The 14,474-nt window shown below is 74.3% G+C and carries 12 protein-coding genes; 9 read left to right on the forward strand and 3 right to left on the reverse strand.

Features of this window, described 5'->3' with window-relative positions:
- Window positions 1-500 precede the first annotated feature (500 nt).
- On the forward strand, window positions 501-2,621 hold the full coding sequence (gene uvrB / locus LFA75_RS20185; RefSeq protein WP_225235380.1) for an excinuclease ABC subunit UvrB: 2,121 nt from the start codon (window positions 501-503) through the stop codon (window positions 2,619-2,621).
- 829 nt (window positions 2,622-3,450) lie between these two features.
- On the opposite strand, the gene LFA75_RS20190 is transcribed toward uvrB, so the two are convergent.
- Together LFA75_RS20190 and LFA75_RS20195 are read right to left on the reverse strand one after the other, a co-directional pair.
- Window positions 3,451-3,969, reverse strand: coding sequence for a CvpA family protein (locus LFA75_RS20190; RefSeq protein ID WP_225235381.1), 519 nt, complete (start codon window positions 3,967-3,969; stop codon window positions 3,451-3,453).
- Window positions 3,966-4,715, reverse strand: coding sequence for a hypothetical protein (locus tag LFA75_RS20195; RefSeq protein WP_225235382.1), 750 nt, complete (start codon window positions 4,713-4,715; stop codon window positions 3,966-3,968). The genes LFA75_RS20190 and LFA75_RS20195 overlap by 4 nt, the downstream gene beginning before the upstream one ends.
- A gap of 142 nt (window positions 4,716-4,857) precedes the next feature.
- On the opposite strand from LFA75_RS20195, the gene LFA75_RS20200 reads away from it, so the two are divergent.
- The 4 genes from LFA75_RS20200 to LFA75_RS20215 all read left to right on the forward strand — a co-directional run bounded on the left by LFA75_RS20200 (window position 4,858) and on the right by LFA75_RS20215 (window position 9,497).
- Window positions 4,858-5,532 carry a response regulator transcription factor gene (locus tag LFA75_RS20200; protein WP_225235383.1) on the forward strand — a complete coding sequence of 225 codons (675 nt, stop codon included), beginning with the start codon at window positions 4,858-4,860 and terminating at the stop codon, window positions 5,530-5,532.
- A complete protein-coding gene (locus LFA75_RS20205) occupies window positions 5,529-6,905 on the forward strand; it encodes a HAMP domain-containing sensor histidine kinase (RefSeq protein ID WP_225235384.1) in 1,377 nt (458 codons plus the stop codon). Before LFA75_RS20200 ends, LFA75_RS20205 begins: the two co-directional genes overlap by 4 nt.
- A gap of 235 nt (window positions 6,906-7,140) precedes the next feature.
- Window positions 7,141-8,274: a TerC family protein gene (locus tag LFA75_RS20210; protein ID WP_225235385.1), complete on the forward strand. Its 1,134-nt coding sequence runs from the start codon at window positions 7,141-7,143 to the stop codon at window positions 8,272-8,274.
- 140 nt (window positions 8,275-8,414) lie between these two features.
- Window positions 8,415-9,497 (forward strand): TerC family protein, encoded by a 1,083-nt coding sequence (locus LFA75_RS20215; RefSeq protein ID WP_225235386.1) that lies wholly within the window; start codon window positions 8,415-8,417, stop codon window positions 9,495-9,497.
- Between the two features lie 3 nt (window positions 9,498-9,500).
- Here the strand turns inward: LFA75_RS20215 and LFA75_RS20220 are convergent, their stop codons facing one another.
- The gene (locus LFA75_RS20220) at window positions 9,501-10,733 is read right to left on the reverse strand and encodes a metal-dependent hydrolase family protein (RefSeq protein ID WP_225235387.1); all 1,233 of its coding nucleotides are present in this window, start codon (window positions 10,731-10,733) and stop codon (window positions 9,501-9,503) included.
- A 62-nt stretch (window positions 10,734-10,795) separates the two neighbouring features.
- Here LFA75_RS20220 and LFA75_RS20225 point away from each other — a divergent pair, with 62 nt between their 5' ends.
- The 4 genes from LFA75_RS20225 to LFA75_RS20240 all read left to right on the forward strand — a co-directional run bounded on the left by LFA75_RS20225 (window position 10,796) and on the right by LFA75_RS20240 (window position 14,438).
- Complete coding sequence (locus LFA75_RS20225) at window positions 10,796-12,841, forward strand: S9 family peptidase (protein ID WP_225235388.1); 2,046 nt, start codon at window positions 10,796-10,798, stop codon at window positions 12,839-12,841.
- 96 nt (window positions 12,842-12,937) lie between these two features.
- The gene (locus LFA75_RS20230; protein WP_225235389.1) at window positions 12,938-13,534 is read left to right on the forward strand and encodes a DUF4178 domain-containing protein; all 597 of its coding nucleotides are present in this window, start codon (window positions 12,938-12,940) and stop codon (window positions 13,532-13,534) included.
- Window positions 13,531-14,040 (forward strand): DUF2617 family protein, encoded by a 510-nt coding sequence (locus LFA75_RS20235; protein ID WP_225235390.1) that lies wholly within the window; start codon window positions 13,531-13,533, stop codon window positions 14,038-14,040. The genes LFA75_RS20230 and LFA75_RS20235 overlap by 4 nt, the downstream gene beginning before the upstream one ends.
- The gene (locus LFA75_RS20240; RefSeq protein WP_225235391.1) at window positions 14,037-14,438 is read left to right on the forward strand and encodes a DUF4247 domain-containing protein; all 402 of its coding nucleotides are present in this window, start codon (window positions 14,037-14,039) and stop codon (window positions 14,436-14,438) included. Before LFA75_RS20235 ends, LFA75_RS20240 begins: the two co-directional genes overlap by 4 nt.
- The last annotated feature ends 36 nt before the right edge of the window (window positions 14,439-14,474 follow it).

Genomic DNA, 14,474 nt, shown 5'->3' on the forward strand with positions numbered 1-14,474 from the left:
CGGCCGCGGTGGGTCCGGGGCCGGGTGGAGCGGACGTGCCAGGGCGCCGGTGCCCACGGGTCGCCGGCACCACACCTGGGGCCGGTGACGATCGGGTCACGACGGGCCCGGGACGAGTCTGCCGTGGCCCGGCCGGGTCCGCCGGGTGTGGTGGTCCGGACGCGACGAAGCCCCTCGGGCGCGGGCCGGAGGGGCTTCGTGGCCGACGACCGAGGTCGCCGGGGCGGTGCGGGACGGGAGCCGGCCGTGCCCGGGGTGACCCGGGTGGTACCGGAGCGTCGTGGCCGTCCGTGGTCCCCGCCGGGGCGGGCCGTGCGGCTCGGGTGACGACGTCTCCGTCGGTCCTGCGGCACCCACGCTAGGCAGGGCGTTCGCCGTGCGCAAGATCCTGGGCCGAGGAAGTCACATCCGTGTAGTTACGCCACTGTGGTCCCACCCGTGCCCGGGGTCGTCCCCGTCGGCCGGGTGGAATTGTCGGTACCCCGTCCTACATTCGATGGGTGACCGCCACGACCGACCTCCGACCCACCCGCGGCACCTTCGAGGTGATCAGCGAGTACCAGCCCGCCGGCGACCAGCCGACGGCGATCGCGGAGCTGTCGGCGGCGGTGAAGGCGGGCCAGAAGGACACCGTGCTGCTGGGCGCCACCGGCACCGGCAAGTCGGCCACGACCGCCTGGCTGATCGAGCAGGTGCAGCGCCCGACGCTGGTCATGGCGCCGAACAAGACCCTGGCCGCCCAGCTGGCCAACGAGTTCAAGGAACTGCTGCCCAACAACGCGGTCGAGTACTTCGTCTCCTACTACGACTACTACCAGCCCGAGGCCTACGTCCCGCAGACGGACACCTACATCGAGAAGGACTCCTCGATCAACGAGGAGGTCGAGCGGCTGCGGCACTCCACCACCCAGAGCCTGCTCACCCGGCGCGACGTGGTCGTGGTGTCCACGGTGTCCTGCATCTACGGCCTGGGCACCCCGCAGGAGTACGTGGACCGGGCGCTGAAGATCTCCCTGGGCCAGGAGCGCGACCGGGACGAGCTGCTGCGCACGCTGGTCACCGAGCAGTACACCCGCAACGACCTGGCCTTCACCCGCGGCACCTTCCGGGTGCGCGGCGACACCATCGAGATCTTCCCGGTCTACGAGGAGCTCGCCGTCCGGATCGAGATGTTCGGCGACGAGGTGGAGCGGCTGTACTACCTGCACCCGCTCACCGGCGAGGTGGTCCGCGAGGTCGAGGAGCTCTTCGTCTTCCCGGCGACGCACTACGTGGCCGGCCCCGAGCGCATGGAGCGGGCGATCGGCGGCATCGAGGCCGAACTGGAGGCCCGGCTGGCGGAGCTGGACAAGCAGGGCAAGCTGCTGGAGGCCCAGCGGCTGCGCATGCGGACCACCTACGACATCGAGATGATGCGCCAGGTCGGGTTCTGCTCGGGCATCGAGAACTACTCGCGGCACATCGACGGCCGGGCGGCCGGCTCGGCCGGTGCCTGCCTCATCGACTACTTCCCCGACGACTTCCTGCTGGTCATCGACGAGTCGCACGTGACGGTGCCGCAGATCGGCGGCATGTACGAGGGCGACATGAGCCGCAAGCGCACCCTGGTCGACCACGGGTTCCGGCTGCCCTCGGCGATGGACAACCGCCCGCTGAAGTGGGAGGAGTTCACCGACCGGATCGGCCAGGCCGTCTACCTGTCGGCCACCCCCGGCAAGTACGAGCTGGGCCGCACCCAGGGCGAGTTCGTGGAGCAGGTCATCCGGCCCACCGGTCTGGTCGACCCGGAGATCGTGGTCAAGCCGACCAAGGGCCAGATCGACGACCTGGTGCACGAGATCCGCACCCGCACCGAGAAGGACGAGCGGGTCCTGGTCACCACGCTGACCAAGAAGATGAGCGAGGACCTCACCGACTACCTGCTCGAACTGGGCATCAAGGTGCGGTACCTGCACTCCGAGGTCGACACCCTGCGCCGGGTGGAGCTGCTGCGCGAGCTGCGGCAGGGCGAGTACGACGTGCTGGTCGGGATCAACCTGCTGCGCGAAGGCCTGGACCTGCCCGAGGTGTCGCTGGTGGCGATCCTCGACGCGGACAAGGAGGGCTTCCTCCGGTCGGGCACCTCGCTGATCCAGACCATCGGCCGCGCCGCGCGCAACGTGTCCGGCCAGGTGCACATGTACGCCGACAAGATCACCCCGTCGATGGCGCAGGCGATCGACGAGACCGGTCGGCGGCGGGAGAAGCAGATCGCCTACAACAAGGAGAAGGGCGTCGACCCGCAGCCGCTGCGCAAGAAGATCGTCGACATCCTCGACGGCATCTACAAGGCCAGCGAGGACGCCGAGCGGGCGACCGAGGAGTTCGGCGGGTCGGGCCGGCAGCAGTCCCGCGGCAAGGCCCCGGTGCCCGGGCTGTCGTCGAAGGCCAAGGGCAAGAAGGCCGGTGCGATCGACGTCGAGGGTCTGCCGCGGGCTGCGCTGGCCGACATGATCACCGAGATGAACGACCAGATGCTGGCCGCTGCCCGGGAGCTGCAGTTCGAGGTGGCTGCCCGGCTGCGCGACGAGCTCAACGAGCTCAAGCGCGAGCTGCGCCAGTTCGACCAGGCGCACGCCTGACCCAGCGGCGCCGGGGTCAGCTGAACCCGGCGCCGGACCCCGGCGCCGCACCCGCGTCGGCGCGGGCATGCGGGGGATGGTCCGGCGTGGTGGGGGATGGTCCGCGGCCGGCCGCGGACCATCCCCCCGTCGCGCGGTGGGCCCGCCGGTGGGACGCCCGGTCCTTGGGGTGAGCCGCGGTCTGGTGGGGGACGCCGCGGTCGACGGCGGCTGACCCCACCGGGACGCGGTTCATCCCTGGGGGCCACCAGCGGGTCGCCCGCCGCCGGGACCGTCGGCGACCGGGCCGGCACCGCTCGCGGGTCCCGCACCTGTCGCCGGCCCGCCGCCTGTTGCCGGTCCGCCCACTGCCGCCGGTCCACCGGCCGGGCCGTCCACGGCGGCGGCTGAGGCGGCCGGGACGTCGGCAGCCGAGCCCGCCGGGTCGCTCGCCGAGGTGTCCGCCGACGAGCCGCCGTCGGACGAGGTGCCGGTCGAGCCGGGTCCGTCCCCGGCGGCCGGGTCCGTGGCGGACGACATCGCCCCGTCGTCGGCGGTGGCCGCCGACGGCCCGCTGATCGCCGACCCGACGGCGACGCCGCCCATGGCTACGGCCCCGACGACCGCGAGCGCGGCGGCCCCGACGAGGAACCAACCCCGCCGGCGCCCACCGGAGCTGCGTCCCGCGGGTGCGTCGTCGTCGGGAGGTGCCGTGCTCGGACCGGCCTCCTCGGTCGGCACTGCGTCGCGCACGCCCAGCGCCCACGGCCCGACCACGTGGGTGGGTCGGCGACCGCCCGGCAGGTCGACGGGACGGCGGGGAACTCGGCCGTGTCGCCGTCCCGCCAGCTCATCGCGGTCCTCCCGGGATCGAGAGGTCCAGCCCGGCGGTGTGCCCGCCGACGACCTGCCACGCCTGGTCGGCCGCGCCGGAGGCCAGGGCGCCGAGCTGGGAGCTCCGCGCGGGCGCCAGCCACTGGCCACCGGCGCCCGGGTCCAGGGTGAGCACCGACAGCACCAGGCCCAGCACCACGAACGTCAGCAGCAGACCGCCGACGGCGCCGGCGGCCCGGTCCAGCACCGACAGGTGCAGCCGGGCGACCACGGCGGCGACCAGCCCACCTGCCGCCCGACCCAGCCCGGACCCCAGTGCGGCAGCGACCAGGATCCCGACCAGGGTGACCACCCAGCGGGTCGTGCCCTGCAGCGAGCCGGTCAGCAGCGGGACGACGGCCGCACCGACCGCCAGCCCGACCACGAGCCCGACGACCGAGCCGGCGAGCCGGAGCCCGCCCCGCCGCCAACCGGCGACGGCGCCGCCGGCCAGCAGCAGGACGAGGGCCAGGTCGACCCAGAGCGCGGTGGTCACCGCGGCCCGTCGGCGGTGTCGTCGGCGACCACGGAGCGGCCGTCGTCGGCCACGGTGCCGTGCAGGTGCACGTCGTCGCCGACCGCCGGGAGCGCGGACAGCGAGGCGGCGTCCACGTCGACCCGCAGGCCGGGGGTGGTGACGACGGTCAGGTCGGTGCCGTCGACGGAGACCACGGTGCCGTCGACGGTGGCGACCACCTCGCGCACCTCCAGCGCGGCGCCGTCGGACACCCGGACCTCGACCCGGTCTCCGACGGCGAGGTCGTCAACGGAGCCGGCCGCTGGTGCGGCGGGGGCGTCGCCCTCGGCCGGGGCGGCCGGCGTCTCGCCGTCCGCCGGGGGAGCCGGGAGCTCGCCGCCGGCCGGCGCCTCGGGGGCGCTGCCGTCGGCGGGGGCAGCCGGGGCCGGGCCGCCCGCGGGACCACCGGCACCGGGGCCGCCACCCGGACCACCGGCCGGACCGCCGCCGAAGCGGGTGTCGTCGGACAGGGTCAGCTCGTGCTCGGTCCCGGTGTCGTCGGTGACGGTGACCGCGGAGTCCGACACCGCGGTGACGGTGCCGACGACCCGGTCCCCGGCAGCCGGGGCCGAGGGAGCGGACGGGGCGTCCGGCGCGGTGGTGGTGGAGTCGGAGCCGTCGGCCAGGGCGATGCCGCCGCCGAGCAGGACGGCGCCGGTCGCGGCACCACCGACGACGACGGCGGTCCAGCGGCGGGAGCGGGTGGGGCGGGCGGAGCGGGTCACGGGGTCCTCCTGGATCAGGGGCCGTCCCGGGCGGGACGGCGTGTCCCCACCGTGGGCGCCGACCCTGAACCCACCCTGAAGCCGGGCGCTCCCGGCGACTTCTTCAGCGCAGCTTCAGGTCGGGGCGTGCACCATCGCTCCCGTGCAGAGCGAGACGAGGCCCCGGGTGCTGGTGGTGGAGGACGAGGCGGCGATCCGCGCCGGCGTCGTCACCGCGCTGGCCGACAAGGGCTGCCTGGTCGAGGGCCGCGCCGACGGCAGCACGCTGGCCGCGGACCTGGAGGGCTTCCGGCCCGACCTGGTCGTGCTCGACGTCATGCTCCCCGGGCGGGACGGCCTGGAGCTGGCCGCCGACGTCCGCCGGGCGGGGGACGCGGGCATCGTCGTCCTCACCGCCCGCGACGCGGTGCCCGACCGGCTGGCCGGCTTCGCCGCCGGCGCCGACGACTACCTGGTGAAGCCGTTCGCGATGGCCGAGCTGGTCGCCCGGGTCCGGGCGGTGCTCAACCGCCGGGGCTGCTGGCCGGGCGCGGTGGAGGTCGGTGACCTGCTGGTGGACGAGCCGGCCGGGACGGCGACCCGGGCCGGTGCCCGGCTGGACCTCACGGCCACCGAGCTGCGGCTGCTGGACTACCTGGTCGGCAACCGCGGCCGCACGGTCTCCAAGACCCAGATCCTCACCCAGGTCTGGGGCTACGGGGACTACGACCCCAACCTGGTCGAGGTCCACGTCAGCGCCCTGCGCCGCAAGCTCGAGGTGCACGGCGACCGGCTGGTGCACACCGTGCGCGGGCTGGGCTACACGGTGCGGGCGTGAGCGAGCCCGGTCTGGCGACCGCGTCGCTGCGCCGCCGGCTGGGCCTGCGGGTCCTCGCCCTGCTCGCCGTCCTGCTGGTCCTGCTCGGGTTCACCGTCGACCTGGTGCTCGGGGCGAACCTGCGCAGCGACCTGCGCCAGCGGCTGGTCGACCGCGCCGAGATCGCCCAGACGCTGGTCGACCAGGGCCGCTCCGACGAGGAGGTGGTCAGCGCGGTCACCGGGGACACCGTGCAGGCCCGCCTGGAGACCGCGGACGGCGAGGAGGTCGGCCAGATCGCCGACCCGCCCGCGGCCCCGGCGCCCGGCCAGGGCCCGCGACCCGGACCCGGTGTGCCCGCGCCGACGCCGGGCGCCGTGCTCGACACCGGCGACGCCTACGTGCTGAGCGCTGAGCTGTCCGACGGGTCGCAGCTGACCCTGGTCGCCGACCAGGGCCCGATCACCGACGCCGTCACCCAGCTGCGGTGGATCCTCCTGCTCGGCTCGGCGGTCACGCTGCTGCTGGCCGCCGCGCTGGTCAACGTCGCCGTCGGGTCCGGTCTCCGGCCGCTGGGCCGGATGACCGCCCTGGCGCGGTCGATCACCTCCGGGGACCGCGGCCGGCGGCTGCGCCCCGACCGGCCGCACACCGAGCTGGGCAGCACCGCCGCCGCGTTCGACGACATGCTCGACGAGCTGGAGGGCGCCGAGCGGACCGCCCGCCGGGCCGAGGCCGGCATGCGGGACCTGCTGGGGGACGCCGCGCACGAGCTGCGCACCCCGCTGGCCGCCGTCCAGGCGTCGGTGGAGACCGTGCTGCGCAGCGACCCGCCGCGGGACCGGCGGGAGGAGCTGCTGGCCGGCGCGGTCCGCGAGCTGCAGCGGTCGGCCCGCCTGGTGGGCGACCTGCTCGACGTGGCCCGGCTGGACAGCGGGGACGCCCCCGCGCTGCACCGGCGGACGAGCGACCTGCTGGACCTGGCCCGGCGCAGCGCCGACCGGGTGGGCGGCCCGGTCGTGGTGACCGGGGGCCCGGTCCCGGCCGACGTCGACCCCGACCGGGTCGGCCAGGTGCTGGACAACCTGCTGCGCAACGCGGTCCGCGCGGCCGGTCCGGCCGGCGCCGTCCGGGTCCAGGTCGGGCGGGTGGGGGAGGAGGCGCAGGTGGACGTGACCGACGACGGGCCCGGCGTCCCGGCCGACCAGCGGGAGCGGGTGTTCGACCGGTTGGTGCGGCTGGACGCGGCCCGCGGCCGGGACGGCGGCGCCGGGCTGGGGCTGCCGATCGCGCGGGCCCTGGCCCGGGCGCACGGGGGTGAGGTCAGCTGCGAACCCGCGGCCCGGGGCGCGCACTTCCGGGTGCGGCTGCCGGTGACACCGCTCACGGGCTGAACCGGGAACCCGGGGCGGGTGCTGCTCGTTCACCCCATCGAGTCCCCGTGACCACTGGTTGCCGTTTGCAATCGCACCGTGTGGCGCACGACGGACTCGCGTGGAGGGGAGTATCCCCCGCGGCAGCTGTCGTCAACACGGGATCGCCATCGGTCCCCGGCGCTGCCGGCTGACCCCCCGGGGTCAGCGGGAGAGACCTCCGGTGCCCGTCAGCAGAACACCGGAGGAACCACCCTTGGACGTCCCCATCTGGGTATGGGCCGTGACCGTCGCCGCGATCCTCGCCATGATCGTGTTCGACTTCGTCGGCCACGTGCGCACGCCGCACGCCCCCTCGCTGAAGGAGTCGGCCACCTGGTCGGCTGTCTACGTCGGCATCGCCATCCTGTTCGGCCTCGGCGTGCTCGTCTTCGCCGGCGGCACCTTCGGCGGTGAGTACTTCGCCGGCTACGTGACCGAGAAGGCGCTGTCCGTCGACAACCTGTTCGTCTTCGTGCTGATCATGGCCAGCTTCGGCGTGCCGCGTGAGCTGCAGCAGAAGGTGCTGCTGTTCGGCATCGCCTTCGCGCTGGTCCTGCGCACCATCTTCATCTTCATCGGCGCCGCGGCCATCGAGAACTACAGCTGGGTCTTCTACCTCTTCGGCGCGATCCTGATCTACACCGCCGTCGTCCAGGCCCGCAGCGGCGGCCACGACGACGAGGAGGAGTTCAAGGAGAACGGGATCCTCAAGCTCGTCCGCAAGGTCCTGCCGACCACGGACGAGTACCACTCGGACAAGATGACGACGAAGATCGACGGCAAGCGCTTCATCACCCCGCTGATGATCGCGCTGATCGCCATCGGCACCGCCGACATCATCTTCGCCGTCGACTCGATCCCGGCCATCTTCGGCCTGACCCAGGAGACCTACCTGGTCTTCGCTGCCAACGCGTTCTCGCTGCTGGGCCTGCGCCAGCTCTTCTTCCTCATCGACGGCCTGCTGGACCGCCTGGTCTACCTGGCCTACGGCCTGGCCGTGATCCTGGGCTTCATCGGCATCAAGCTGGTCATCCACGCGCTGCAGACCAACGAGCTGCCGTTCGTCAACGGCGGCGAGCACGTCACCGTGGTCCCGGAGATCCCGACATGGCTGTCCCTGCTGGTCATCCTGCTCACGCTGATCGTCACCACGGTGCTCAGCCTGCGGAAGAACAAGAAGGACGCCGAGGCTGGGCACGCCAGCCCGACCGGAGTGGAGGACAAGGGTGCCGGCCGCGACGGTCTGCACGCCGAGGGCCCGGGCAACCGCGACGGCAGCCCGGCCGGCGCCCGGGGCGACGCGCCGGCCAGCGGTCGCACCGCGAGCGTGACCGAGCGCGACGCCTGAACCACCCGCACCACCGCACCACCGCACCGCGAGCCCCGCCGGACCTGGTCCGGCGGGGCTCGCTGCGTCCCCGGGCGTGGCCGAGGACACCCCCGTCGGCGCAGGGCGGACGCACAGGTCCGCCCGTAGTGTGGGCCGACGTGGAGCTCCCGGTCTGGTTCGAAGTCGGCACGTTCATCGCACTCACGGTCCTGCTGCTCGCCGACCTCGCGCTCGTCGCCCGACGCCCGCACGAGCCCTCGGTGCGCGAGGCCAGCATCTGGGTGACCTTCTACATCGCGCTGGCCCTGGTCTTCGGCCTGGTGCTGCTGGCGGTCACCAACGGTGACTTCGCCACGCAGTTCTACGCGGGCTGGCTCACCGAGTACTCGCTGTCGGTGGACAACCTCTTCGTCTTCGTGATCATCATGGCCCGCTTCAAGGTGCCCAGGAAGCTGCAGCAAGAGGTCCTGATGGTCGGGATCATCATCGCGCTGGTCCTGCGCGGCATCTTCATCCTGCTCGGCGCCGCGGTGATCGAGCGCTTCACCTGGGTCTTCTACATCTTCGGCGCGTTCCTGGTCTACACCGCCGTCAACCTGGTCCGGAACCACGGCGAGGACGAGGACTACGAGGAGAACGCCCTCATCCGGCGGCTGAAGAAGGTCCTGCCGATGACGGCGGACTTCCACGGCAACAGGATCCGCGTCGAGAAGGGCGGCAAGAAGCTCTGGACGCCGATGATCGTGGTCTTCCTCGCCCTGGGCACCACCGACCTGCTCTTCGCGCTGGACTCGATCCCGGCCATCTTCGGGCTCACCCGCGAGGCGTTCATCGTCTTCACCGCGAACGTCTTCGCCCTGATGGGCCTGCGCCAGCTGTACTTCCTGCTCGGCGGGCTGCTCAAGCGGCTGGTCTACCTGTCCTACGGCCTGGCGGTCATCCTGGCCTTCATCGGGGTCAAGCTCGTGCTCGAGGCGGTCCACGAGAACTCGCTGCCGTTCATCAACGGCGGCGAGCCGATCGAGGCCGTCCCCGAGATCCCGATCTGGTTGTCGCTGGCGGTCATCCTCGGCGTGCTGGTCATCGCCACGGTGGCCTCGCTGCTCAAGACCCGGGGCCAGCTCGCCCCGGCCGAGGGCACCGGAATCGACCCGGAGGGCCAGCCCACCGGCGAGCCCGGTGAGCACAGCGCGTCCCTCGAGGCCGAGAACCGCGCCGCCCGGGCCCGCGCGGAGGACTGAGCCTCAGGCGGCCGGGTCGGCGACCCGGCCGCCGGCGACGACCTGCTCGCCGTCGACCCACACCTCGCGCACGCGGCCGGCCAGCCCCGACAGGTCGGCCGCGTCGCCGTCCAGCACCACGACGTCGGCCCGCTTGCCCGGCTGCAGCGAGCCCAGCTCGTCGTCGACCCGCAGCAGCCGGGCCGCGGACAGCGTCGTGGCGTGCCAGACGTCCTCGACCGACATGCCGCGGTCGGCCATCAGCTGCAGCTCGCCCAGGTTCTCCCCGTGCGGCCCGACGCCGGAGTCGGTGCCCATGGCGATCCGCACCCCGGCCTGGTGCGCCCGGGACACCGACTCGTCGTGCTGGGCCTGCACGGCGATCGCCTTGTCCACGACGGCCCGGGGGAGGGACGCCCCGGCGGCGACCGCGGCCAGCACCGCCCGCGGCGCGGACAGCGTCGGGACCAGCCAGGTGCCGTGCTCGAGCATCAGCTCGATCGCCTCGTCGTCGAGGAAGATGCCGTGCTCGATGGACCGGATGCCGGCCCGCACGGCGTTCTTGATGCCCTCGGCGCCCTGGGCGTGCGCCATCACGGTCAGCCCCGCGGCCGTGGCCTCCTCGACCAGCACCGCGAGCTCGGCGGGCCGGAAGTGCGGGTGCCGCGGGTCGTCCCGCGGGGACAGCACGCCGCCGCTGGTGGCCACCTTGAGCACGTCGGCCCCGGCCCGCACCAGCGTCCGGACGACGCGGCGCACCTCGTCGGGGCCGTCGCAGATCCCGCTGGGCCGGCCCGGCGTCGGCGGCAGCAGGGGTGTCTCGGCGCCGCAGACGTGCCAGTCGTCGGCGTGCCCACCGGTCTGGCTGATCATCGCCAACGAGATCTGCATGCGCGGACCGCGGACCAGCCCCGACCGCACCGACTCGGCCACGCCCAGGTCGGCCCCCGCGGCGTCGCGGACCGACGTGATGCCCAGCGCCAGCGTCCGGCGCAGGTTGGGGACGGCCTCGAAGTAGACCTGGCTGTAGGGCGTCTGCAGCTGCCGCAGGGTGTCCACGCCGCTCATCAGCACGTGCACGTGGCAGTCGAAGAGACCCGGCAGCACCGTCGTCCCGGTGCAGTCGACGACCTCGTCGCCGTCCAGGCCGGTGCCGACGTCCACCACGCGGCCGTCGGCCACCAGGACGTCGGCCGGCGCGGCGGGCGCCCCCGTCCCGTCGACGACGGACCCTCCGGCGAACAGCACACGCGTCATGCGCGGGACGTTAGCGGTGCTCAGCACATCCGGCTGCGCCCGCTCGACTAGCGTCAGCGCCCATGCGGCCTGACGACCTCGCGTCCCTGCGCACCCCCGGCGCCGCCACGGTGTCCCCGGACGGGTCGACCGCCGTGGTCGCGGTGACCCGGCTGGACCTGGTGGCCGACGAGTACCGCAGCCAGCTCTGGGCGGTGCCCACCGACGCGTCGGCGCCGGCCCGCCCGCTCACCCACGGCCACCGGGACTCTGCGCCGGTGTTCTCCCCGGACGGTCGGTGGCTGGCCTTCCTGGGCGCGGAGAGCGGCGGCAAGCCGCAGCTGCACCTGCTGCCCACCGCCGGCGGCGAGGCCCGCCGGCTCACCGACCACCCGCTGGGCGCCGGGTCACCGGTCTGGTCGCCGGACTCGCGGCGGATCGCCTACACCGCCCGGGTGCCCGAGGAGGGCCGCTACGGCACGGCCGAGGGGGTCGGCCCCGACGCCGAGGAACCCCGGCTGATCACCACCCTGCAGTACCGGTCCGACGACCTGGGCTTCACCGTTGACCGGCGGCGGCACGTCTTCGTGCTGGACCTACCCACCGACGCCGCGGACGACGCAGCGCCGCTGGCCGACCCGGTGCAGGTGACGTCCGGGGACCACGACGACAGCGACGTGGCGTGGCACCCGGCCGGCACCGAGCTGGTCTTCGTCTCCGCCCGGCACCCCCGCGCCGACCGCGACCTGGTCACCGACCTCTACGCCTGCCGGCCCGACGGGTCACACCTGCGCCGGGTCACCGAGTCCCGCTCGTCCTGCTCGGCCCCCACCTACGACCCCGACGACCTGGAGGGCCGCACCCTCTACCTGGCCGCCCAGCCCGACCTCGGGCCCGACGGCCTGGACTTCGTCGGCCGGAACACCACGCTGTGCCGGGTCGAGGCAGCCGGCGGCCACCCGCAGCCGCTGCTGGACGCCGAGCGCAACGACCTGGGCCACGACTTCGGCCGGGTCGTGGTGGCCGACGGCAACGCGTTCGTGGCCGTGCAGCGGCAGGGCGCCGTCGAGCTGGTCCGGGTGCCGCTGGCCGGCGGCGAGCCGGAGGCCCTGGTCGACGGCCCGTACACCGTCCGCGGGATCGGGGTGGGCGGCGGCGTCGTCGTCGGCACGGTGGCCCACGACCGGTCCGCCGGCGAGCTGGTCGCCATCACCCCGGGGCGCCGCCGGCTGCTGACCGGCTTCGGCGCCCCGCTGCAGGCCACCGGCCGGCTGCACCGGATGCGGGAGAAGACCGCGACCGCGCCGGACGGCTACCCGGTGCACGGCTGGATCACCGTCCCCGACGGCCCCGGCCCGCACCCGGTCCTGCTCACCGTGCACGGCGGGCCGTTCAGCCAGTACGGCTGGTCGCTGCTGGACGAGACCCAGGCCTACGTGTCGGCCGGCTACGCCGTCCTGCAGTGCAACCCGCGGGGGTCCTCCGGCTACGGCCAGGAGCACGGCCGCGTGGTCAAGGAGCGGTTCGGCGAGCTGGACGCCGACGACGTCCTCGCGTTCCTCGACGAGGCCCTGCAGGAGCCGGAGCTCGACGACTCCCGGGTCGGCGTCATGGGCGGCTCCTACGGCGGCTACATGACCACCCTGCTGGTCGGCCGCACCCAGCGGTTCGCCGCCGCGATCAGCGAGCGGGCGTTCAACGACCCGGTCAGCTTCGTGGGGTCCTCGGACATCGGGTTCTTCTTCGCCGACCAGTACCTCGGCACCGACCCCGAGCGGATCGCGGCCCAGTCGGCGATGGCCGGCGCGCACCAGATCACCACCCCGACCCTGGTGATCCACTCCGAGGAGGACTGGCGCTGCCCCCTGGAGCAGGGCACCCGGCTGTTCGTCGAGCTCAAGCGGCGCGGCGTGCACACCGAGCTGCTGCTGTTCCCCGGCGAGGGCCACGAGCTGTCCCGGTCGGGGCGGCCGCGCCACCGGCGGGCCCGGTTGGCGCACGTGCTGCGCTGGTGGGGGCGCTGGCTGCCGACCCCGCAGAACTCGTCGGCCGCCGCGCTGCCGGCGGGGTCGGAGCCGGCGCCGGAGGCCGTCGAGGAGCAGGAGCCGCGGGCGGTCGCGCAGGCCTGAGGCCGGCCGTGCGGCCGCTGTGACCCCGCTGAGCGCGCCGGGGGACCGCCCGATACCTTCCACCGGACCGCCGTCCAGTACCGGGAGGTTCCGTAGGTGACCGAGCTGCTGCTCGTCCTGGCCGTGCTCGTCCTGGTCGGTGTGGTCGTGGCCCTCGTGCTGCGCAACCGCCGGACCCGCCGTCCCGCCCCGGGCCGGGTGGACCCGCTCGCCGGGCAGCCCGACACCTGGGACCCGATGCGGATCGGCCCCGCCGACGTGATCACCTACGCCGGCATCGACCACGTCGTCCGCGGCACGATCACCCTCACCGAGGGCGGCATGAGCTGGTACGAGCACCTGCTCGACGGCTCCACCGGCCGCCGCTGGCTGACCGTGGAGGACGACGAGGGCGACCTCGAGCTGACCCTGTGGCAGCGGCTGGAGGGCAGCGGGCTCACCCCGGACGGCGACGTGGTGGTGGGCGACGTCGTGCACCGGCAGGTCGAGCGCGGCCGGGCGGAGTTCCGCTCCGAGGGCACCACCGGCACCCCGCCGACCGGCACGGTCGAGTACGCCGACTACGCGAGCCGGGACAGGACCGGGCTGCTGGCGTTCGAGAAGTGGGCGCCGACCCAGTCGTGGGAGGTCTCCACCGGACGCCGGGTCACGCCGGCGGAGCTGACGGTCTACCACGCCCAGCCCGGCTCGTGACCGCCCTGGAGCTGGCCGTGCCCACCCGGGACGTCGCCGCGGCCGCCCTGGGTCTGGTGCTCGACGCCCCCGCGCCGCCGGCGCTGGCCGCCGTGGTGCTGCACGGCCGGCACGGCGGGCGGCTGGAGCTGGGTGTGCTCGGTGCCTCCCACGTGGCCACGGCGTCCGTCGGTGGGCGCAGCACCACCGAGCAGGTGTCCTGCGACGCGGTCGGGTCCGGCGGTGACCCCTTGCCGGCCCGGGCGGAGCGTCCGGGGTACCGGTTCACCGCCACCGTCGAGCAGCTGACCTCCGCCGAGCTGGACCGCCGTGCCGCCGGCCTGCGGGGGTGGGCGGCCGGCCACCCCGACCGCCTGTGCGCCGCGTTCCCGGGCCACGACGCCGCCCTGACCGCGGTGACCGGTGCGGCCACCGCGACCGGCTGGACCTGGACGACCTGGCACCTGTACCCCGGCGGCCCGGTCGGCGACCTGGTCACCACCCACAGCGACTGGAGCCCGGCATGACCGCCCGACGCCTCGTCCCCGCCGTGCTCGCCGCCCTCCTGCTGCTGACCGGCTGCGGCTCGGGCAGCCCGACGGACTTCATCCGGGACACCTACAGCTCCACCGGCCGGGACGGCGACGGCGAGAGCTTCTCCTCGCCCGACCCGGTCGGCACCACCAGCGCCGACATCGCCGCCGCGGCGAAGCCCGCCGCGCGGCAGAGCGACGGGGGTGCGGAGTACCTGCGCTACGACGACGACATCGTGATCGTGACGGCGTCGACCTCGGGCAGCACCGTCCGCGTCGAGGACGTCGACGGCCGGTACAGCCGCGGCTACTACTCCTACCTCGGCACCGGCTTCCGCCCCGGCTCGCCCGCGTCCGGCGGCGGCGACGGCGGCCCCGGAGACGGCAAGTGACCCCCAGCCCCACCCCTCACCCGACCCCCCAGCCCT

Origin of the sequence: Klenkia terrae (assembly GCF_900491935.1) — a bacterium.
In the GTDB taxonomy this organism is placed as follows: domain Bacteria; phylum Actinomycetota; class Actinomycetes; order Mycobacteriales; family Geodermatophilaceae; genus Klenkia; species Klenkia terrae.